A 22323-nucleotide genomic window follows, 5' to 3' on the forward strand; every position below is an offset into this window, starting at 1 on the left:
ACCGTCGCTCGCATATGGACCCCCGCGCTTAGGACTTCGACGAAATTGCAGTATTTTTGTGCTGGGCTTGACTAAAACGTTCATAGCAACGATCAGGAGAAACCTTATTTTGTGAATTCTCGGTCTGTTATATGGTTTCTAACCGTTTTTTGAGAAAATAGCATCTCTGGTGATCGTTAGAATTCCAAAAGGCTGTTTATCGGGCATATAAGGTCTGTAGTGATCGTTAGAATTCTGGCAGACGCATGGAAGTCTCACTTTGTTGAGAGGAAATTGTAGTAGGTCGGACAGATTCAACGGATCAGGCGACGGAGGTTAGCTTAGTTGTAGGCATGCTTCGCATGAAGAGGGGCACCGCGTGAGCCGGAGCTACAAGCGGTGCGGGAAACTTCGTTCGTTTGATTAGACAGACTTCTATTACTTGGTGTAGCTCGGCTTCCGAGCGAGAGTATTTTGTTTCGTTCGGTTACTTACGAGTGTCTCGGCGGTTTTCTCTTGCTCGGGTATTTAGGAAACTTAGCTTTGCTCTCGTTTATACGTCTTCGGACAGGTGGCGCAGCCCGTGGAGAAAAGCGGATACGGTCAGACGCAGGCTATCGTCCGGACTGAAATCCATGCCGAAGCCGCCTTGTGCCTCAATAGAGGCAAAACCATGGCAGAGGCTGCGCAACCCCCGAACAGCATGCAATGCTTGCGCTTCGGTAAGGGGGTAAGGCTGCAGGGTATGCAGCAGCATGTCCAGCAGAGCTGTTTTGCATGCCGCGAGCTGCGGTTCATTCAGGTCAGGCGCATGGTATGAGGCTTCGTAGAGCCCGGGATGCTGGCGAACGAAGCCTATATAAGCAGCGGCGATGGCTTGAATGGCCTCGTCGCCGGTGCGATCCGCCGTAGCCTCGTTTACGGCAAGGCCAAGCTGTTGCACTGACATCAGCGCCAGTTCCTGGCGAAGCCCGGGGAGCCCGCTGATGTGGTTATAGAGCGACGGCGAGCGCACATCCAGCCGCTTCGCAAGAGCGGCCAGGGTCAGCGCCTCAAAGCCGTCGCTGTCCACGATCTGAATCGCAGCGTCAAGCAACGCGCCGCGATCCAGACCTTGCCGGGGGCTCATCGCTGCCCCCCGGCTGGTTGCAGTCGCTGCTGAGCATCAGCGGCTGCCGCGCGCATGGCCGCCGCGGGCTGGCGGAGCATTCGTCCGTGGCCAACGGCCAGCACGGACGGCTCCAGCTCCGCCAGGCGCTTCCCGCTGGCTAGTGCCGCTTCGCGATTCCACGTGGCCAGCGCAGGGAACGGGAAGAGCGGGCGCACGCGGCCGGACACGGCGAGGCCCCCGCGCACTTGATACGCATCGCCGGCGATCAACACTCGGCTGCGTGTATCCATGAAGGCCATATGCCCGGGCGTATGGCCTGGAGAAGCAATAGCGACCAGCGATCCAATCTGGTCGCCATCTTCGAGCAGGCGATCCGGCTGCGTACGGATGCCTTTGGGCACACTGCCGCGTACCGGGGTCTGCGGCTCGTGCGGCAACAGCGATGTATCCCCGGTTAATAGCTTGGCATCTCGGCTGGAGATGCATACCTCAGCATCGGGGAGCGCATCCTTGAGACCATCAAGCGCCCCAACGTGATCCGCATGGGCATGGGTCAGGATGATGGTGGTGATGGGTTTCCCCAAGGAAGCGGCTGTCTCCAGAATACCTTTGAGACTGAATGGCATGCCTGTATCAATCAGGGTCAGGCCTTGTTCCTCTTCAACAAGATAGACATTTACAGGGAAGAGGCGGGGAAGAAAGGTGACTTGGTAAACATCGAATTCACGGGTGATCCGCATCGGAAATCCTCCTAAAACTAATGATGTTAGCAATATAACTAATGACATTAGTTTATGCAATATAAATTTTCATCATATCCGGATAAATCCTGAATCAGCTTAAAATCAAACTTTACAAAAAAAGCGTTTTCAAAATGAAGATTAGCGATTATAATAATCACGTAAGCCCTTTCATATGTCTATCTTATTGGAGCCCTTCGCGAAGCGAAAGGCTCACTTTTTTATGCATAGAACGTTTTCAACAACCGTTTTGAATCAGCGTTCGGCAGATTACCAAGAGAGTGTAAGTATTGATATAACAGGGAAATCTAAGATCAAATGACGTTCAGGAGCAAGTGTTGACAAACATAACTGTTATTCATATAATGACAGTTATACTTACCTTGGAATGAAGTTCATCGGTGTTGTATGCCGGGAAGGGAGTAAGTTATGAACAGCGAATTTACCATTGCGGTGCATTGTCTTGTTTTTCTATCGATGAGAAGCGAGTGTATGGCCAACAGTGAAGACCTGTCTCAAAGTGTGGGCACACATCCGGCCAGAGTCCGCAAGGTACTGAGTGTTCTGCGCAAACATGGTTACTTGACGACCAAAGAAGGTGCTCATGGGGGATACTTGCTTAGTCGACCAAGTGAAGAGATCAAGCTTGGAGAAGTGTACAGACTAGTTGCTGGAGGTTCGCTCGGGCCAAGCTGGTGTTCAGGTGAATCGGGTTCACCGTGTAAAGTTTCCTCTAATATGCAGGGTGTGATGGGGGCTATATACGATGGAGGGGAAGAAGCGCTGAGCGCTTATTTCGACCGCATATCCATCCTTGATGTGATGCAAAGCATTGAGCGTGGAGAAGGTCCTTTTCCGATGGAAGGGGTATCTACCAAAGAGAAGATCTGAATGCGTGCTGTCAGAGTCATGGCTCATGGGAGAGAAGTGTAAGAGATACGTATGCTCCGGTGTAAAAGAGGTTGAAAGTTGAGGTAATTCCGGGCATAACGTGAACACAGATGGGGAGCGTTCGTCTGCGCTGATGTTATTTTCGGAAGGCCTGTGCTTGGGGCGGAATGGCTTTCAAGGCGTGCTTTGCGAACGTAAAAATATAATATTCCAAACAGAACTAAGGAGTGGAACACATGTCCGTTACTGAAAAAAATGAAACACTTAGCGTTATTAGCGAACGCCACGCAGTTAAAAAGTATGAAAAAGGTTTTGTATTGCCGGAGGCTGACCTGAACGCAATCTTGACTGCAGCTTCTGAAGCCCCGTCTTCCTGGAACCTGCAACACTGGAGATTCCTCGTGATTGAATCCGAAGCAGACAAAGCAAAATTGCTCCCGATCGCTTACGGACAAACTCAAGTAATGGACAGTTCTGTTACGATTGCCGTTCTCGGTGATCTGGAAGCGAACCGCAATACATTCATCTACGATCAAGCTGTTGAAGCTGGCGCATTGCCTGCTGAAGTTCGTGACGCGTTGGTGGGTCAAATTAACGGTGCTTACCAAAGCCCGCAAATCGCTCGTGATGAAGCAATCCGCAACGCTTCTTTTGCTTCCCAAAACATTATGCTGGCAGCACGTTCCCTGGGTTATGACACTTGCCCAATGGGCGGATACAACCCACAACAATTGATCGAAGCATTCAACATCCCTGCACGCTTTGTACCAACTTTGCTGATTACTGTAGGTAAAGCTGCTGAGCCAGCTCGTCCATCAGGTCGCTTCCCATTGTCGGAAGTGGTTGTAAAAGGTTCTTTCTAAGTCTATCTAAACGTGAATTATAGGCAGTAATATTCTAAGCGAGTACATCCTCTTATTGGAGGAAAGTACTCGCTTTTTTGCTATTTTACAGACCGTCGGTACGCAATTTCTAGTAGAACACCAGTTGATTGTTGTAGATCCGTTTCAGGAGGATGGCTCGCTGAAGGAAGATTTGATCCTACGAAGCTCGGATTTAGCCGACCTGGGAAACCAGTTTTTCTTAGAGGTTTTCCCCAAGTGTCTTAGAATCGCACTGAGGCTGTACACAAAACCCCGCACTTTCTAAAGAAGAAAGATGCGGGGTTTGCCATTCTATTCTTTTATCCTGAGATACCATTTACTTCTCCGGTGTTTCCGGGATTTGCGGTGTGAAGAAGGATTTCATGTGCTCCATGGCATTGTACATCATCACGGCAGCCTCAGCACGAGTAATGGTTTGTTTCGGATGGAACTGTCCTTCCGCATCCAGCGCGCTAATCTTCAGCACCAGAGAACGTTGTACGGCACCTTGGTACTCTGGTGTAAGCTCATTCTCGTCCGCAATGTCTACCGGCTGGATTTTGATCATAGGCAGACCACCTTTGGCCTCAATCGCTTGCATGAGGAACAGAGTGTACTGCTCACGAGTGAGCGGTTTGGAAGGATCAATATTTTGCGGAAGCTTGATACTGTTGTACTGTGCGCGGATGAAAGCATCGCTGTACCAGACACCGTCTTTTACAGCAGAGAAATAATCACTAGGCACAGGCATTTTAATAAAACGAATAGCATTCAGGTTTAAGTCCAGTCCGTCTACGATCAATTGAACGCCTTGCGCGGTACTCAGCTGTTCTTCTGGTTTGAACAAGTTATCGCTAACCCCTTTAATTAATCCATTCTGATGGAGAGATTCGATTTTGTCTGCACCCGGAATACCTTGAATATCCGTAAATTTGGACGGCGCAGCATGGAGAGGGCCTGCACTTAAGGAGAGTGTAAGCAGGGCTCCTACTGTAAGAGTTGCTATAATATTTTTCTTCATTTCGGTGTCGCCTCGCTTTTCCAGGAAGTTCATATCCCTTTGTTTTAAAGTGATTTGCCCCTATAGACGACCCTTTTGTTCAAAAGGTTGCTGTAATTCCCACAAATTCATCCTTTGGATTGGTTCCGGTAATCCGTGGGGGATTGTCCCATCATTTTGCTGAAAAGTCGTGAAAAATAGTACGGGTCACTGAACCCCAGCTCGGAGCTGATCTGTTTGATCGTCCAATCGGTAAAATCAAGATAACGGCAGGAATGCTGGATTTTGAGCCGTAAGAAATAATCGATGGGTGAATGACCCGTCACCTGTTTGAACACTTGGGAATAATGCGGCACGGACAAGCGGGCATGCGCTGCCAGTTCCTTGAGTGTAACCCCGCTCTCCAGGTGCTCCAGCATATATTGTACAGAATACTCGGCTGCTTGTTTGCTGGTCATCACTCCGTTATCTGTCGCAGAGGCATAGGAACCGTAAGCAAGCAAGCCCAGCATGTAACCAATAATCTGTGAGGCAAAGGTCATCGTTTGCAGCGAATATCCGGTTTCGAGTGCGCCGTAACACTCATGAAAAAGCTCCAGCCATCGTTGTGCCTTCGCAGGTGGCATTGTTGTAATTTGCTGCGAGATCAAAGATTCGATATATGCATGGGCGTGTTCACCGCGCAAGTGAAACCAGTATATACTCCACGGTTCTTCCGTGTTGGCACCATAGATATGAGGAACGTGGGCGGGCAAAATAATCAGGTTCCCCGGTTGCACCTTGCAGGTTTTACCCTGCTCCAGTTCATACCAGCCTGAGCCTTCCGTGCAGTACATCAGAATGTGGGAGTCACATCCTTCCGGGCGATCCCGATAATGATGCTCTGCTTCATGGAAATATCCAATATCCGTAACATACAATCCCGATGTCACCGGGGAAGCAGCCGCTTCCATCAGTAATGATTCGGGTAGCACCATTAGTTTTTGCCGGCGGAATCCGTCTGATTTACGTAACAGGGGTGGTCGGTGTGTTGGTCTCATATTTTATATTATGGTGAGGGAGGGAAGTGGAGTCAATGTTGCGGTATTTCGGTAAAAAACGGAAAAAAACGTTTGACAGTCATATAGACTGCCTTTATTATACGTATATAACTTACTAAACAGGTAGGAATAATAAAAATGACTGCAAACACTTGAACAGCATAACGTTCTCACCGTATAGACGGAGGAACACCGCAGTGCATTTTACCGATGAAGCATACACGACTTTAGGGGTCGGTATGACTTGATGAGGGAAGAGTGCACAGGGGGTTCCTCCGTCTTTTTGTTCTTTTCTGGTGCGTATCGCTGTTCTGCCGACCTGTAATTGATCATGCAAGTTTATATCGGGGGGAGTGTAAGATGATGAAAAAGAGAGTTCACAAAGGAATTCTGATGGGGCTGGCATTGGTGTTAACGGGGGTGCTGGCAGCTTGCGGATCAAATAACGACGGGTCAAGTGCAGCGGGCGCAGCAACAGTAACGGGGACAGATGGGAATAAAGAAGGCAGCAAAGCAGTTGAACTGCTCAATGTCTCCTATGACCCGACAAGGGAACTTTATGAGGAATATAACAAAGCATTTGCCGCCCATTGGCTGAAAGAGAAAGGCCAGGAAGTGACCATCAAACAATCTCACGGAGGTTCGGGTAAACAGAGCCGTTCCGTCATTGACGGATTGGATGCAGATGTGGTGACACTGGCACTAGGCTATGATATCGATGCGATTGAAGATAAAGGTCTGATTAATGCAGGCTGGCAGGACAAATACGAGCACAACAGCTCTCCGTACACGTCCACAATTGTATTTCTGGTGCGTAAAGGCAATCCAAAAGGCATCAAGGACTGGGATGATCTGATCAAGGGAGATACGCAGGTCATTACTCCGAATCCGAAGACATCAGGCGGAGCACGGTGGAACTATTTAGCGGCCTGGGGTTACGCGCTGAAGCATAACAACAACGACGAAGAGAAGGCTAAGCAGTTCGTGGCAGAGCTGTTCAAACATGCCCCTGTACTTGACTCGGGTGCTCGTGGAGCGACAACGACATTTGTGGAACGCGGCATTGGCGATGTGTTGCTGGCTTGGGAGAACGAGGCATTCCTTTCGGTAAAAGAATTAGGGCCGGACAAATTCGACATTGTCGTGCCTTCCATCAGCATTTTGGCTGAACCTCCTGTAGCGATCGTGGATAAAAATGCGGATAAAAAAGGCACTCGCGACGTGGCAGATGCGTATCTCAAATACCTATATAGCGAAGAAGGCCAGACGATTGCTGCCGAAAATTACTACCGTCCTACGCTGGATAGCGTAAAGGAAAAATTCAAAGATCAGTTTCCGAAGCTGGAGCTGTTTACGTTAAAAGATGTCTTTGGGACTTGGCGGGATACCCAGGCCAAACACTTTAATGACGGAGGTATCTTCGACCAGATCTACGTGCCGGGTAGCTAAGAATAACAGGGCAACAGCATCCGAAGCGAGTATAAGAAATCAATCAAAGCAAACCAGTCAAAGTAAATCAAACAAAGCATAAATTGCGCTGTACGCGGCCAACCAGCCTGACCGGCTGACGGCAGAGAGGATGAATAGGCATGAGCAAGGTTATCGCGGCCCGGGGAAGGCGGACATTGCCGGGATTCGGATTAACGATGGGGTACAGCGTGCTTTACCTGAGTCTGGTCGTGCTGATTCCGCTGACGGCACTGTTATTCAACTCCACGGGATTGACCTGGGCAACGATGGTGGAGGTGGCTACCAATCCAAGGGTGCTGACTTCGTTCCGGGTCAGTTTCCTGACAGCTGGTGCGGCGGCACTAATTGATCTGTTCCTGGGCCTTCTTCTGGCCTGGGTGCTGGTTCGGTATGAATTCCCTGGTAAGAGATTGTTCGATGCGGTTATTGATCTTCCGTTTGCGCTACCCACAGCCGTAGCCGGGGTGGCTCTGACAGCGATCTATGCCGGGAATGGATGGATCGGACAATTTGTAGAACCTTTGGGCATCAAGCTGGCATACTCTCAAGTGGGAATTACACTCGCACTTATGTTTATAGGCATCCCTTTTGTCGTGCGTACGGTACAGCCAGTGCTGGAAGAGCTTGAAGCTGAGGTCGAAGAAGCAGCAGCGACGCTGGGTGCGGGGCGATGGCGGATATTCCGTGCCGTTTTGCTGCCGGATCTCGTCCCACCGCTGCTGACGGGGTTTGCGCTGGCTTTTGCACGGGGCATTGGTGAGTATGGTTCGGTCGTATTTATTTCAGGCAATATGCCGATGAAAACGGAAATCGCGCCGCTGCTCATCATGTCCAAGCTGGAGCAGTTTGATTACGCAGGGGCTACAGCTGTGGCCTTGCTACTCTTGTTGATCTCATTTATCCTGTTGCTCATCATCAACTCTCTCCAGCGCTGGAGTCGGAAGGCAGGGAGAGTGTGATCGCAGCAATAGTAGAGCCGGAAGGGTGCCTAATCACTTCACATTCTGTCCGTGCGGCTTGCCCATTCGTGGCGGCCCGGATGGATTAACATTGCCACAATGTGGCGCACTCACCAAACCGAAGGAGGTGTACATATGGCGGGTTCTGTTCCCCTTAGTCCTGTTCCACCTGTAAAAACCGGTCGCAGTACAAATCGCGCCACAACAGAAGCACCTTGGGTAAAATGGCTACTGATCGGACTTGCGGGTCTCGTCCTGATCTGGTTGCTGATCCTGCCACTGGTCATCGTACTTATGGAAGCGTTGAAGCAAGGCTGGGGGGTCTACATCGCTGCGCTGACGGAACCGGATGCCTTGTCTGCACTGAAGCTGACACTGCTGGTTGCCGCAATAACTGTTCCACTCAACACGATCTTTGGCGTGGCAGCGGCTTGGGTCATCACCAAGTTCCAATTCAAAGGTAAAGGACTGCTCATCACACTGATTGATCTTCCCTTTTCCATCTCGCCTGTCGTTGGCGGTTTGATCTTTGTCCTGGTGTTTGGCTCGAACGGATGGTTTGGCCCGTGGCTGGCAGAGCATGATATCAAAATCATTTTTGCACTGCCGGGAATTGTAGTTGCGACGTTATTTATTACCTTTCCTTTTGTGGCGAGAGAGCTGATTCCACTGATGGAGGATCAGGGCACCCGGGAAGAAGAAGCGGCTGTAACACTTGGAGCCTCCGGGTGGCGCATCTTCTGGAGTGTGACATTACCCAACATTAAATGGGGGCTTCTCTACGGAATTATCCTGTGTAATGCACGTGCTATGGGTGAGTTTGGAGCAGTGTCGGTTGTATCCGGACATATTCGTGGAGAAACGAATACCTTGCCACTGCACGTCGAGATTTTGTATAACGAATATCAGTTTTCAGCCTCATTTGCCGTCGCTTCCCTACTGTTAATCTTGGCTTTAGCTACGTTGCTACTCAAGAGCTGGCTTGGTCATAAAGCCGTTGCAGAAAAGGCATAGTGTGGATCAAAATATCAATTGACAGCTGCTGGAAGCCCTGATATTGTATAAACCAAGTATATGGGTTGGATAAGAATGAATTATAATTTAACGCTTGAAATACAGGTGTGTACAGGATGAATAACGGGTGTTAGCCCGAGAAGAGGAGGTGGCTCAAGTGGCTAAGCCGTTAAAAGTGGATGAGGTATGGTTAAACCGAATTGCCGGGCAGCTGGATGACATGGAATTTGGTTCATTGCACATCGTGGTACATGAGGGACAGATTGTGCAGATGGAGCGAACCGAGCGCAAGCGTTTTGAAAATACGTCCTCAGGCAACGCCTCCAAATCCGGCAATACGGCTAGAAGCAGCTCCGCCCGTTCCGTTCGTGGATCGAACGCGAGTGCGAAAGGATAATCCCTTTTCATCTTATCCTAAGAGCATTTCATATGAAAATCCTGTGTGTTACATGGTTGATTTTAAAAAATAAACAGGCTATCCCTGTCGTCGTGATGACTTAGGGATAGCCATTTTTGTGTAACTAGTCGGACGCCGATACAGATCTGCGAGGTGTCACAGGGGGAGGGGAATCCTCTACAACAGCTCCATGTACTGGCGTAGTCATACGGCTATTGCTACTGTTTTCATCCGTTTCTGCATGTCCGGCATATGGGCGCTCGCTGCGGGAGCGTGATCCAGTTAATCCGAATCCGCAGACAAACAGAATGAGTTGCAGAGCAAGGGCATAAGGGGCCGCCGCAAGTCCGATCAGATGAAGCAAAGAGCAGAGTGCGATCAAGAGGGATAGCCATTTGACCAGCGCTCCTGAAGTGCCACGCTTGGGGCTGGACCAAAGCAGGTAAGCGTATAGTATCGTAAGCATGAGGGAAATGGCCTGAAACCATGGTAACAGGTTATTCCAGGAATCTACGGGGGTACTAGTGATACGCTCTGTGTAGAACAGGTATCCGATTAAAAGTGCTGTGGCCGTGAGTGCGGCAGGTTCAGCTGCAGGCCTGAAAATGTTCCAGATGGCACGGCCCCAGTGCACCGAATATGTATTTCGGCTGAATTCATCCGATAGTGCAGTGCACTCCCGTTCAAGTGCTTTATGCATCAGAGCAAGCCTGGCGGGATCTTCATTTTTGACGCAGTCACGAATCTGATCCTGAAGCTGCGGGGAGAGGAATGAGGCCGCTTTGCAGGCGTGCATTGCTTTTAACAACTCATGCTGTTCCTCTGAAGGAGCTTCATATTTTCGTTGTTCCCAAATGGTAAGTAGTCCCAAAAGACCTGTGCTTATGTATAATGTATCTCGTACCCTCTGCATATGCCTCTCATGGCTGCGCCGAATTTCTGTGGCTGACCATAGATAAGCTGCCAGAAGCAATGCAACAACACCAAGCAGTATAAGCGTAGCATCGGGAAGTGATGACAGGTTATCCAACCAACGTTGCAACACAACATTTCCTCCTTTACAACCAACTTGGCGTATCTAAACACGCTTTTACGCAAGCCTTCTCTCACTATTACACAGGAAGTAGATGAATTCAAGCAGTTGAATCATTAGATCAAGAAGAAATAAGGAGGGGATTTTTTGAAGGTATACGCACTAAGACATAAAGATAGTTGTATGGAAATAAAAACTATGGATTGGGAACATGAGCTTGCTTCTGATTTTAATGGAGAGGTTAAGGCTACAAAATGGACTCCAACTACAGTAAAAACATTGTACAAAAAAAGACATAGTGATTTTCCTAGCTTAATCATAGGGAAACCGATTGTCAGAGGAAACGTTAGAATGGTTCTTGAACCACTTATGTCCCGTCAGGTAGAATTTCTCCCTTTAATGCATGAAGAACTAAAGCTATACGTAGTAAATGTTATTAATGTACTGGATTGTGTAGATTGGAATCGCTCAGATATCAGGACATATAGTGATGGTTCTTGGGCTGACTTTAACAAACTGGTGTTTGATTTTTCTAAAATTCCGGTGGATACATATATGTTTAAAATAAAAGAGACCGCCACCGTAGAAGTGTTCGTTACCGATCTATTCAAACAAGTGGTGGAAGAACATAAATTCAAAGGTTTGAATTTCAACGTAGTATATGACTCCGAATTTACCCAAGAGAAGGAAGCGGAGCGGCAGCGATTGTATGAGCAAACACTTGAATCGATCGAACAAAACAAAGGAAAAGAGTATACCTATGAAGATGCCCGTGAACTTGTGGATCAGGGAAAAACGATGATCAGCGGGCGATGGAAAATGAAGCTGGATGATCAAAGGCAATTATGGCTGGGTGAGTTGCTGAAAGATTTGTCTTATCAGTGGATAATGCCAATGTATATTCCACCAGTCTTGTTATTGGAATCCTGGCATGAGGCCGATCTTCTGGAACAATAAGCACGTGAAATTAACCTATTACTATGCCCCTACCCTATAGAAATGTTAGAAAGAAGATGAGGATACTGAAAGTCTACAAACTGAGTGGCCATCAGAATAGTATGGATATAAATTTAGAAAATTCAGAGCACCTGCTTAATTCTGATTTTAATGGTAGCCCGTTAAAAGAGCTTTGGGAGCCAGTTAAGGTAGTCACGTTAAAAAAAAGAGTTTATCATGACTTCCCGGATTTTACGCTAGGAAAACTCATTGTGACAGGTGAAGTAAGAGATGCATTGGTTTCTTTGTTACAGTCACATGTAGAGTTTCTTGAATTGCTACATGACAGCTTGGATCTATACGCTGTTAATGTGGTCACTATCCTTGATTGTGTGGATTGGAAACGTTCAGATGTGATGTATAGTTTTAAGGGGCGTTTCTCCAGATTCAATACAATATTCTTCGACGTATCTAAAATACCACCTGGGACGGTGATTTTTAAGGTGAAGGAGACAGCATCTCACCAAATCTATGTAACAGAAGAATTTAAAGAGGTAGTGGAACAGCACAAGTTTAAAGGGCTTGATTTTACGCTGGTGTTTGACTCCGAATTTACTCAAGAGAAGGAAGCGGAGCAACAACGATTGTATAAGCAAACACTTGAATCGATCGAACAAAACAAAGGAAAAGAGTATACCTATGAAGATGCCCGTGAACTTGTGGATCAGGGGAAAACGATGATCAGCGGGCGATGGAAAATGAAGCTGGATGATCAAAGACAATTATGGCTGGGTGAGTTGCTGAAAGATTTGTCTTATCAGTGGATAATGCCAATGTATATTCCACCAGTCTTGTTATTGGAATCCTGGCATGAGGCCAAGTCATCAGAAAAAATGTCATAGGTTATGGAGGAATTAAAAGCTAAGATGTAGAGTTTATTCTGGTTATAGAGTTTCTAACAGGAGAGGGGAGGAACAGATGAACGAGGTGAACATTGAACATGCACCGCCGGCTGCGGTTGAATATCTGGCACTGCGGCAGATTGCGGGGCTGAGTCCGATGAGCCGGGAGGGGGCTGAGATAGGGCTGCCTCGCAGTTTATTTGTGGTGTGTTTGCGAGAAGCCGATGTTCTCATCGGGATGGGACGTGTCATTGGGGATGGTGGTTGTTTTTTTCAAGTGGTCGATATTGCAGTGCATCCTGATCTTCAGGGGAAGGGTTATGGGAAACTGATCATGAGCGAAATTATGAACTATTTGCGTGAAGCCGTGCCTGCGCGGGGGTTGGTCAGTCTACTGGCTGATGTTCCTGCGGATCGCCTGTATGCTCAATTTGGCTTTGAATATACAAGCCCGAAATCGGAAGGCATGTGGTGGAGGCAGGGGGAATAAAGTTTGAACCGGAACCCACGAACACGGCAAATGTAAAAAAAATAACAATCATAAACCTTTGGGAAACCAAAGGTTTTTTGCTTTACAGCCATATTTTTACATGATATTGTAAAATAAATACAAATTACGATTTACGAATTACATTTTAAAATTTGTATCCTGAATCTCAAAATTCCTATCTCGAATTCAATGTCAACTACGTACTACAAAGCTACCGTATAGTCGTTCATGACTTATGCCGGCAATTCACAACGAGAATGGAGGAAATATGTTGAACAAAAATCAAAAAATACAGTTCAATCAGATGGTCGAGCGATCGATGGAACAGGCTACTAAAAATCTTTCAGGTACCAAGGGGGTAGTTTCCGTTCGATTAAGTCAGGATGAGATTGATGTGATCGACCAAATGGTATTTCTGGAACTCGCCAAAAACCGCTCAGATGCGACTGCAATGCTGATTCGGGAAGGAATTCGCACGCACCAGACACTGTTTCACGAGTTGCAGGAGTACACCGCAGAACTGGAACAAGTCAAAGCCAAAATGCAACGCAGAATACGGGAGTCGGGTCTGGTTGCTCAATTAAAACAAGCGGATGAGCGCGGGGAGATTCCGATTGGAGGCGACGGAAATGAACCAGAAAACAACAAATAAGACTGGCGAAGAAGGCTATCTTGCCGTGTTACGAATACCTTCCTTTACAGTGCTGCTGGTAGGCAGGCTTGTCTCAGGTGCAGGTCAGATTTTATTTTCCATGGCTACGATGTGGTACATCTTGCAGTTAACTGAATCCGCACTTGCGGCGGCATTAATTCCGATGCTTCCCTATTTGATCTATGCTTTCCTGGGTATTCCACTTGCAACGATCAGTGACCGTCTGCCAAAGAAACCATTGCTGATCTGGACCGACATATGGAGAGCCGTTATTGCTTGTATCTTAGCGATTCTATTTCTGACGGGTAGCATGCTTCCGTGGCATATCTATGTAGCCAATCTGCTCATTGCGATTCTCGGTTTCATGTTCAACCCTGCCACTCAGACGGTCATTCCGGCGATTCTGCCCAAACCAACAGAGCAACTTGCTCCAGCCAATGCCCTATTGAACTCCTCCTCCAAAACGATAGAACTGCTCGGTTATGCTTTAGGGGGGATTTTAATTGCCTTTATCTCCGTACAATCGATCCTGTTCATCTATGCGATCACTTTTCTGTTATCCGCACTCGCTATTGCCTTCATTCGTATCCCTGTGACCAAAGTGGTCAAACAAAAAGGATTTTCAGGTTTTGTCAAAGACAGCATGCAAGGGATTACCTTTTTATTTTCAAACAAAGTTTTGGCCTGCTGTATTATCTTTGGTGCCATTATCAATTTTGCAGGGGCCCCGCTACATATCTTCACGCCGATTTTTGCCAATATGGTGCTTGAAGCCGGGCCACAAGGGTATGGGTTGCTTCAATCTGCTTTTGCCGCTGGCAGTATCGTTGGTTCTTTGCTTAGTGGAAAATATGCCAAACGTCTGTCACTCGCCCATTGGTTCCTAATCAGTTATCTGATCTCGGGCGCAAGCTTGCTGTTCATGCCGATGTATCCTAACTTGTACTTTGCCATTGCCTGCTCTTTCCTGTTGATGTTGGGGCTTGCTCTTGTAAATGTACCGTTAGTCACTTCCATTCTGTTATCTACACCGGAAGAAAAAAGAGGACGTGTCATGAATAGTATGGGAGTACTTATGAGTGGTGTTAGTAACCCGCTCGGTTTGTTACTCGGAGGATGGTTAATTGAAGCCTATAGTCCATCCTGGGTGTACATGGGAATCGGCATGTTTGTTATTTTTATGGGTACGGCAAGCCTGTTTGTCAGACCTTTTCGGGAAGATCGAGCAGGACATACCTCACACAGGAAATCGTCCGTTTCGTCTGGAATTTGATGTTAGATTACTCCTTTTTTTAAGGAAAAACCAAAGGTTATGACATGTATTACAACTATATATGGGTTTTTTAAATGGTTTTTGTAAAAAAATTCAATTAAAAAGAAGGAATTTAAAATTTTATGTAGAATTTGGTTTATAAGAGGGGGAGACAAATGGGAGGTAATTTATCATGGAAAACAAGGAAATTTTATCTGTACAGGATTTGATGGCTCTGGAGGTTGAAGAGGATAACAACATGTTCGAGGAAACTAGCTTGTGTACAGTGTGCAGCTGGACAAGCTCACAAACGATCGTTGTAGAGGCTTAGAACTCTTCATCGTCTCGAACCACTGAATGATTCGTAAGATAAGTCTTTGATTTCGTATTACTAAACTAAAATAATTGTACCTCCCCCTCTTACTCTACTTCAAAAAAGGAGTGATTCTCATTGAAATCAGCAAGCCTGACTGAAAAGAAGGACGCCTATGAGAACGCTTTGCATTATATAATCCGGGATCTACCCGAATCCATCCAATGGTCGAATGACGGCCATTGGATTTGTTTTAAACCGGACCGATTAACACTTCCCCCGCAGGGATGGAAGATTCATTTATCGGTTGTGCCTGTAGAGGGAGCGGAACTGCTACGAAGGATTACACCCATTCTGACAACGTATGGTGTGATGTGGAAAGTCGTAAATAGTGGGCTAAAGTTAATTGAAACATCCAATGGTTCTACACCGCTACCTCAGACCGGGAAGTGTGTGACGATCTATGCACGCAGTGATGAACAATTTATACAATTGCTTGAGGAGATGTATGTTTGTACGGGTGATCTGAAGGGCCCAGCAATCCCTACAGATCGGGCTTACCGGGGAAGTTCATGTGTATTTTATCGCTATGGAGCCTTTGTAGACCGGTTCTATTATGATCGTTACTCTGGGGCAAAAGTATATGCAATCCAGAACCCGGAAGGTAGACTGGAGGAAGACCGAAGAATACCAGGCAGATACAAGCCCGAGTGGGTAGATGAGCCGGAAGAGCTGGTGAGCATACAGGCAGGGTGGAAGAATGAAAATTTAGCAATGAGTAATGCATCTGATTCCAGTAACAATGAGTTTGGAACACGGAAAATCCGTGTGAAGCGGGTGCTCAAAAAATCGGGCAAAGGAGGCGTATTTCTTGTCTCCACGTCCAGGCATGAGCAAGCTGTCATGAAAGAAGCAGTTCATCTCATGCGTGTGGATGGTGCCGGACGATCTGCCCATGATTATCTGGATAACGAGTATCATGTGCTTGATCTGATGAAGGATACGGGGTATACTCCGCGGCCAATCGATCTGTTCAGTGCTGAACGGAATCGATATCTGATTCTGGAATACTTCGAGAGCATCAGCTTGCGCGAGTACATCCACCGCAGACATGTAGCTACCGATGACAATCAGGCAGAGCTTTACCGAATCGGCTCGGATATTCTGGATATTGTAGAACATTTTCACGATAGAGGCATTGTCATCAATGATCTCACGCCCAACAATATTGTGGTGTTGCTTGACGGAAGTATACGATTAATCGATCTGGAGTTAGCCTATGTGAAACATAGCAATAATCAGGTAAAACCGTTAACAGGGCACACGCCCGGTTATGTGCTTCGAGGAAGAGAGCATAGCCAGCGATCGGAATACTCCGATGATCTCTATGCGCTGGGAGCTGTTTACTTTTACATGGCAACCTCCATGGACCCTTATCTGAAATACAGACAGTCTCATCTGTCTGCTGGACAAGTCTATTTGGACAATCTCAATGATAAACAGCTTCTTGAGCTGGGAAGTCTGGGGATCGAGATCATGTCTGGACGATATAATGATTTATCTGAAATACGTGAACAGCTAATACGTATGTGTGAACAAGCTAAGGGCGATTTAACAGGGAGCGAGCAATCTTCGTCCACGAATGAAGCAGGCATGACTGCAGAAGAAGTACTTCATCAAGCCGAGCTTATGGCTACCAAGTTGGTTCAATCTATTGATTTTAATCATCCTCATCAGTTATATCCCGAAAATAGGATGAGCAAGATGTTTCACCCGGCTAATTTCAACTTTGGATGGACGGGCATGGCCTACGGTTTTCATCAGCTTGGGCAGATTACGCAGAACAGACATTATCATCAGTATGCACGTGAAGTATTGGAGTGGATATTGAATCATACGCCTTATGTTCCCGGAGAAACGCCAGAAAGCCTGTATTTCGGTTATGGGGCTGTTCCTTGGGCACTGGCACAGACAGCGGATGCGCTGGATGATAAACCGTTACTTCGCATTGCTGAAAATCTGGCCTTGGAGATGACGAGGCATGACCCGGTTCAAACCAATATCAGTCATGGAGCGGCAGGTTTAGGATTAATGCTGATGGAGGTACATCATCTTGGAGGTTGTTCCGAACTTTTGACAAGGGCTGATGAACTCGGTGAAATGATTTTACGGCAGGAAAAGCGAACAGAAGACGGGCTGAGCATGTGGGAAGTGAAGGACAAGTCGGATAAAAAAAGTCACCACTCGTATGGGTTTTCGCATGGCATGGCAGGCATCGGTTATTTCTTGCTTGCTTTAGCGAAGCAGACGGGGAAGGGCGAGTATTATTCGGCGGTGAAGCGCATTGTGGACACGCTGGAACATTCGAGTTACGAAGGCAAGAATGGGGTGAGGTTATGGCCTGCTTCCCCCGAAAAGCCGGATGCTCTCTGGGTTCATTGGTGTAATGGTTCGGCGGGTATAGGACGGTTTTTACTGACTGCAGCCGAGTTTCTGCACGATCCGGTATGTTACAGACTTGGTCAGCAGGCCGCAGATGCGGTAGCCCAGTCGACCATTTTTGCTTCTTTCGGCCAGTGTCATGGGATCGCGGGTAACGGGGATTTTTTAATCATGGCCAATCGGAGTTTCCCTGGCAGATACGAAGCCAAATTGAAAGAGTATACACAGAGTCTATACATGCTTCGCAGTGATGTGCAGGAAGACTTTTGGATGTGGCCACTGGAGGATATGGAGTCATTTTCTCCAGATTATATGACAGGATACATGGGAATTTACTCTTTTCTGCTTCGTCGATTTTATCCTGCGGTTTCTTATGAACCCATGGTATATTCAGGCTTCGACCAGACCAGGGAGGTACAGGTATATGATGCAAACATCCATAGCTGATATCCTGCCACAATGTCAGCATGAACCCGGCAAGGTCGGGGGTCGATACTATGCCAGTGAGCCTGGGAAAAGAGAAACGATCTCTTCCATGCTATTGATAGATCATGGGGAAGGTCAATATATGATGGATTTATGGAGTGAAGCTTCATCTCATGCATATTGGGAAGGACAGATCACATCCTTATTGGATACGTTGTCCTACTCCTCTATATATGTAACTGCACCCGCCTCGTTTCCATGGGAAAGGCTCGGGTATAAGGCAGATGTGCTTGCCCATCGATATCGCTTTTACGGTGATCTGAAGCACATTTCTGTTCCGGTTATGCCGGACCTGAACGGGAAGTGGTTGCCTGCAGAAGGGCAAGAGGAAGTTATGGCTCATTTGCTTCAAAGCAGTGATCCAACCTGCCCCGGAATCCAAGCTGCTCGCAAGGCAGTGGATGATATCTATGAAGGGCTGTATGGACGTTTACTGGAAGGGTCGGGACTTGTGGAACTGGAAGGAACGAAGATCGGAGGCTGTCTGTTAAGTGATGAGTTTGATAGCATCCTTCTGTCACATATATTCACCATGCCTGCGGCAAAACGCAAGGGCTGGGCACGGTGGCTTGTTGCTCATGCTCTACATCAGTGCAGTTCCGACCCGGAAAAGCAGATTAAGGCTTCTCTTGATGCAAACAATCAAGGGAGCTATCGCTTGATGAGTGCATTGCCTTTACAGCAGGTGCCTGAACTTATACATGTATGCCGGATCAGGAAAGAGAGGGAGTCCTCATGAAACCTGTTTTGCTGGAAAGTACGGACTATCATGATCTGAGAAGTACATGGTTTCGTGCGAGCCACGAACCAGGTTTATTTGTGGTTGAAGGACGTTCGGATATTGTGCAGCAAGAGCTACGCAAGTTAAGTATGCATTGGCAGGATCAGGCGATTCGCCTTGTGCTTGATGATACGTATCACACGTTACCATTCATTTATCAGTTGAACCCGGTTCACCCGATTGATGATCTGGTGGCATGCAAAAATGCATTGCTCCGATTCCATCGAGCCGGCTGGGCACCGGGGCCACGGAAATGGATCTTGGTTGAGGTGGTCTCCGGTCTGCATCCTGCAGATTTGGGAGCCATACATCATCTGCTCTATCGTCAAAAACTAAAGGACGTAAGCGTATTGTTATTTTTTCATCAATATCCCGTGAGCGTTAACCTTCCTCAACATGTATCGAGGCTGGCTATTTCTCTCGTGAGAGATACACCGGAACATACCCGGCGTTTGTTAAATGAACAGCTGCGAATGGCTGGTAGACACGATGAGGCGGAAGAAGAGAACAGCCAGGGGAAAGCGCAGACGACAGAGGCTATACTCCACAATAAAAGCGAAGGCAAATTACAACGTAAAGTTCAGCGTAAAGCATTGGCCCTCTATAACAGGCTGGCCTGGGTTTTGTTGTGCAAGTCAGATAATCGCCTGCGGTACAGGGCTTGTTTTCGCTTTTTTAGTCAAAACGCCATATTCCAACAATTATCAGCTTCGCAGCAGGCCATTCTATGGTTTGAACTGGGTCAGTTATTAACCAAAAATGGGGATGATTATGACGCGGCGAGAGCATGTTATGCTCACGCTCGGGCCGTTCTGGAGCATGAGGAACTGAACGAAGTTTATCGTATTGGAAAAGAGGCGGCGCTAGATAACGGTGAAGCATTAATTGAGATGCAGGAAGGCCACATCTCACGTGCAATCGAACTGGAGAAGCGAGCCGGGATGCGTATTCGTGAGCTTCCTCCAGGGCCGGATCGGCATGTTTTTCAGATTCAAACCGCTCTAAATATTGCAGGGTTGCAGATCCGGGCAGGGCTTCTCATGGATGCAGAAACGACACTAATAGCTGCCGAAAAACTCTGCACAGATGTGTACTCGGTTTGGCTGGGGCATATACTTCAGTTAAAAATGTCGGTATATCAACAACTCGGCGAGCAGGAGTTAGAATACAAAATGTTGATTCAAGTGTTACGGATGAAGACGGGTTCAATTCCTTCCAAATTGTTGCAACGTTCAATCGAAATGGCTGGCGTGCTCATCCAGCAAGGGGAAGAGGAACGTGCTGCGGAGGTGTATCGTCTTCTGATCGCGGGATTGCCAGCAACCAATCTGAAGCAAATCCGTTTGATCCGGCAAGCGTTAAGTAGTTTGGGAACAGAGAGTCCCGCAGCAACGGCCACACAGCATCAGCTTACGCTCAAGCTGGAACTACAGCTTGATACCTGGGAGCAATTCAAGTATTGGCATGAGGGGAGGGAATCCGGTTGGGCAATCCATTCCTGAACCGAATGAGTGTGAACCGGGATCGGACAAGCATGGTCTTGTGTTATGACGACCAGACATGTGAATGGTGTGAGCTTGACGATGCTGGCGATGTTCAAGGTGTGCTTTGTCTTTCCGATCATTGGACAGAACGGGGCCAGACTGTACAGCATGTTCAATTCATCGCAACAGACCAAGTGGTGGCAATCACCCTGGAGAAGACGGAGAGATGGATTTATGTCTTCCAAAAAGAGCGGGAGCACATAAGCATGATTCAAACGCTCTCTCTAAAATTACCGTTTCCGGTGATGCAGATTGCCCGGCAAGATGCACAACTCCTGCTACTTTTTGCCGTTAGGCATCGTTCAGGAACGGTGCAGATCGGACTGTACGATCCCGTAAAGGAAAAAGCCAAGTGGGTTACTCCAGAACTGGATAACCCGCAATTTGTGTTTTGGGCAAAACCTGAGCGAGAGATTGGTGTTAATGTAGGTGGGGTTGGCAGAGTATACTTTTACGGGAAAGATACCGAATCATCTCGGGAAATTCCTTATCAGGAATATGCTTATCCGGTGATGGACAAGCAGGGTGATCGGATTGCTGTCTGCATTCCGGCGGGAGATGGTTTTTATCCTGGATGGATGAGAGCTCAGGAGTATGTTGTTCAAGGTAGTCTGGAGCACAGTGAGCCGTTCTCTGAGTTGATTCGTATCCAGCTGGATGTGGATCGACAGCACATCTTATGCGAGGGAATAAGGCGTGGTAAGTGGCAATACGTTCAGTACACGCTGGATGGAAAAAAGACATTTGAGCTGTGTGATTATCCCGGAACGTTAACGCAAGCGGTTCACAGCAGAGACAAGCAGAGTCTCATTGGTAAATTCGAGTCCATTACGACTGCCCCGGTGCCCGCCAGATATAAAATATCTGAATCGTTTGGTGACATTACGCCAATTTCGGTCAGGCATGGGGATGCACTTGTGAGTAATCTTGTACAGCAACCCGAGACCAGGTACAAACACCTGCGTTACGGGAAAGAGTTCATTCCTTATATGGATATCCATCCGGGAGGTGAAGAACAGGCAGTCATCTATCTGCACGGTGGGCCTCATAATTGCCTTTTGGACAGTTACAGTCCGGTTATTGCACGTTTATGTGAGGCTGGAGTGAGGGTGATTGGGCTAAATTATCCAGGCAGTTCAGGATTCGGTTCTGATTACAAGCAACGTATTCAGAATGATTGGGGCGGTGTGGATGCGGATGTTATTCGGATTATTCGAGAGCAGGTCTTGGGTTCCTATTCGGCAGTTTCACTGTACGGCGTCAGTTATGGGGCTTATTTAGCGCTGTTAGCAGCAGGTAGAACCCCGGAACTGTGGAGCGCCGTCGTGGCTTGCGCACCGTTTACGGACTTAAGTAGCTTGTATGCTGGTGGTGGGGCGAAGCTAAGATCATTTTTGCAGATGGAAATTGGAGCATTGTTACAGAATGAATCTGTGCTGAGGGATAGAAGTCCTTTAACCTATGCGTCTGGATTGTGTGAAGTAGATCTACAGCTTGTGCACGGCCGGAATGATCAGCTCTGCCCAGTGGAACAGACGGAGCGTTTATATCAGGAGATATTGAAATGGAAGGAGCCTGTAGAGGCGGCTAATAGGCAACTTGAGATGCACATCATTGATGATCTGCAGCATGAGGTGTATGCAGAGCGAATCTGGGCGGCGAAGGCAGTTCATTTTCTAACCCGAAATAGGGTAACTCAGCCAGGGTAAACAACGAAGACGAGCAATGTAGATAAGTTCTTTAAGCATACGTGACCAGGAGAGATAAACAAGATGAATTGTTGAAGCCGCCCGTGCGGCTTTTTTTGGCGTACGTGGATCTAATTAGACGAGAGAAGAATGGGTTGAAACCTGGGAGAACATTTATAAAGAAATCTACAATATGCGAATGAAATAGAAACGCTCAGCTGAGGTGTTGGTACTGCGGATGAAGATTCGAGTTTACAAGTAGGTTTATCCGGTTTAAGATGGCGTGAGCCGTTTAAGGTATATAACAACAGGATTAAGTATTAAAATAACGGTACAGCTT

21 protein-coding genes are annotated in these 22323 nt (G+C 47.3%); 16 read left to right on the forward strand and 5 right to left on the reverse strand.

Annotated features, from left to right (window positions below):
* Window positions 1-532 precede the first annotated feature (532 nt).
* Together H7T88_RS23660 and H7T88_RS23665 are read right to left on the reverse strand one after the other, a co-directional pair.
* On the reverse strand, window positions 533-1108 hold the full coding sequence (locus H7T88_RS23660; RefSeq protein ID WP_154891407.1) for a TetR/AcrR family transcriptional regulator: 576 nt from the start codon (window positions 1106-1108) through the stop codon (window positions 533-535).
* On the reverse strand, window positions 1105-1830 hold the full coding sequence (locus tag H7T88_RS23665) for an MBL fold metallo-hydrolase (protein WP_221790643.1): 726 nt from the start codon (window positions 1828-1830) through the stop codon (window positions 1105-1107). The genes H7T88_RS23660 and H7T88_RS23665 overlap by 4 nt, the downstream gene beginning before the upstream one ends.
* Window positions 1831-2259: 429 nt before the next feature.
* On the opposite strand from H7T88_RS23665, the gene H7T88_RS23670 reads away from it, so the two are divergent.
* Both H7T88_RS23670 and H7T88_RS23675 read left to right on the forward strand, forming a co-directional pair.
* Window positions 2260-2721, forward strand: coding sequence for an RrF2 family transcriptional regulator (locus tag H7T88_RS23670; RefSeq protein WP_090918700.1), 462 nt, complete (start codon window positions 2260-2262; stop codon window positions 2719-2721).
* A gap of 236 nt (window positions 2722-2957) precedes the next feature.
* Window positions 2958-3584: a nitroreductase family protein gene (locus H7T88_RS23675; protein WP_221790645.1), complete on the forward strand. Its 627-nt coding sequence runs from the start codon at window positions 2958-2960 to the stop codon at window positions 3582-3584.
* A gap of 337 nt (window positions 3585-3921) precedes the next feature.
* Here H7T88_RS23675 and H7T88_RS23680 read toward each other — a convergent pair whose 3' ends face one another.
* Entirely contained in the window at window positions 3922-4605 is a 684-nt protein-coding gene (locus H7T88_RS23680; protein WP_154891404.1) for an S-layer homology domain-containing protein, read from the reverse strand.
* A 107-nt stretch (window positions 4606-4712) separates the two neighbouring features.
* Window positions 4713-5624 (reverse strand): AraC family transcriptional regulator, encoded by a 912-nt coding sequence (locus tag H7T88_RS23685; protein ID WP_154985247.1) that lies wholly within the window; start codon window positions 5622-5624, stop codon window positions 4713-4715.
* A 363-nt stretch (window positions 5625-5987) separates the two neighbouring features.
* On the opposite strand from H7T88_RS23685, the gene H7T88_RS23690 reads away from it, so the two are divergent.
* The 4 genes from H7T88_RS23690 (at window position 5988) to H7T88_RS23705 (ending at window position 9464) form a co-directional block, all read left to right on the forward strand.
* On the forward strand, window positions 5988-7073 hold the full coding sequence (locus tag H7T88_RS23690) for a sulfate ABC transporter substrate-binding protein (RefSeq protein ID WP_221790719.1): 1086 nt from the start codon (window positions 5988-5990) through the stop codon (window positions 7071-7073).
* A 140-nt stretch (window positions 7074-7213) separates the two neighbouring features.
* Entirely contained in the window at window positions 7214-8053 is an 840-nt protein-coding gene (cysT, locus tag H7T88_RS23695; RefSeq protein ID WP_221790647.1) for a sulfate ABC transporter permease subunit CysT, read from the forward strand.
* A 135-nt stretch (window positions 8054-8188) separates the two neighbouring features.
* Window positions 8189-9067, forward strand: a complete 879-nt coding sequence (gene cysW, locus H7T88_RS23700; RefSeq protein ID WP_221790649.1) for a sulfate ABC transporter permease subunit CysW — start codon at window positions 8189-8191, stop codon at window positions 9065-9067.
* A 157-nt stretch (window positions 9068-9224) separates the two neighbouring features.
* Window positions 9225-9464 carry a YezD family protein gene (locus H7T88_RS23705; protein ID WP_221790651.1) on the forward strand — a complete coding sequence of 80 codons (240 nt, stop codon included), beginning with the start codon at window positions 9225-9227 and terminating at the stop codon, window positions 9462-9464.
* 124 nt (window positions 9465-9588) lie between these two features.
* On the opposite strand, the gene H7T88_RS23710 is transcribed toward H7T88_RS23705, so the two are convergent.
* Complete coding sequence (locus tag H7T88_RS23710) at window positions 9589-10509, reverse strand: hypothetical protein (protein ID WP_221790653.1); 921 nt, start codon at window positions 10507-10509, stop codon at window positions 9589-9591.
* A 135-nt stretch (window positions 10510-10644) separates the two neighbouring features.
* On the opposite strand from H7T88_RS23710, the gene H7T88_RS23715 reads away from it, so the two are divergent.
* The 10 genes from H7T88_RS23715 to H7T88_RS23760 all read left to right on the forward strand — a co-directional run bounded on the left by H7T88_RS23715 (window position 10645) and on the right by H7T88_RS23760 (window position 22004).
* Entirely contained in the window at window positions 10645-11454 is an 810-nt protein-coding gene (locus tag H7T88_RS23715) for an imm11 family protein (protein WP_221790656.1), read from the forward strand.
* A 101-nt stretch (window positions 11455-11555) separates the two neighbouring features.
* Window positions 11556-12335, forward strand: coding sequence for an imm11 family protein (locus H7T88_RS23720; RefSeq protein ID WP_221790658.1), 780 nt, complete (start codon window positions 11556-11558; stop codon window positions 12333-12335).
* Window positions 12336-12411: 76 nt separating this feature from the next.
* A complete protein-coding gene (locus tag H7T88_RS23725) occupies window positions 12412-12825 on the forward strand; it encodes a GNAT family N-acetyltransferase (RefSeq protein WP_221790660.1) in 414 nt (137 codons plus the stop codon).
* A gap of 268 nt (window positions 12826-13093) precedes the next feature.
* The gene (locus tag H7T88_RS23730) at window positions 13094-13477 is read left to right on the forward strand and encodes a ribbon-helix-helix domain-containing protein (protein ID WP_221790662.1); all 384 of its coding nucleotides are present in this window, start codon (window positions 13094-13096) and stop codon (window positions 13475-13477) included.
* The gene (locus H7T88_RS23735) at window positions 13455-14750 is read left to right on the forward strand and encodes an MFS transporter (RefSeq protein ID WP_221790664.1); all 1296 of its coding nucleotides are present in this window, start codon (window positions 13455-13457) and stop codon (window positions 14748-14750) included. The genes H7T88_RS23730 and H7T88_RS23735 overlap by 23 nt, the downstream gene beginning before the upstream one ends.
* A gap of 172 nt (window positions 14751-14922) precedes the next feature.
* Complete coding sequence (locus H7T88_RS23740) at window positions 14923-15060, forward strand: hypothetical protein (RefSeq protein ID WP_161556981.1); 138 nt, start codon at window positions 14923-14925, stop codon at window positions 15058-15060.
* 120 nt (window positions 15061-15180) lie between these two features.
* Window positions 15181-17931, forward strand: a complete 2751-nt coding sequence (locus tag H7T88_RS23745; protein ID WP_221790666.1) for a lanthionine synthetase LanC family protein — start codon at window positions 15181-15183, stop codon at window positions 17929-17931.
* Window positions 17909-18709: a GNAT family protein gene (locus H7T88_RS23750; protein ID WP_221790668.1), complete on the forward strand. Its 801-nt coding sequence runs from the start codon at window positions 17909-17911 to the stop codon at window positions 18707-18709. Before H7T88_RS23745 ends, H7T88_RS23750 begins: the two co-directional genes overlap by 23 nt.
* A complete protein-coding gene (locus tag H7T88_RS23755) occupies window positions 18706-20253 on the forward strand; it encodes a hypothetical protein (RefSeq protein WP_221790670.1) in 1548 nt (515 codons plus the stop codon). The genes H7T88_RS23750 and H7T88_RS23755 overlap by 4 nt, the downstream gene beginning before the upstream one ends.
* On the forward strand, window positions 20235-22004 hold the full coding sequence (locus H7T88_RS23760) for an alpha/beta hydrolase family protein (protein ID WP_221790671.1): 1770 nt from the start codon (window positions 20235-20237) through the stop codon (window positions 22002-22004). Before H7T88_RS23755 ends, H7T88_RS23760 begins: the two co-directional genes overlap by 19 nt.
* Window positions 22005-22323 lie beyond the last annotated feature (319 nt).

Source organism: Paenibacillus cucumis (ex Kampfer et al. 2016) (assembly GCF_019748695.1).
In the GTDB taxonomy this organism is placed as follows: Bacteria; Bacillota; Bacilli; order Paenibacillales; family Paenibacillaceae; genus Paenibacillus; species Paenibacillus polysaccharolyticus.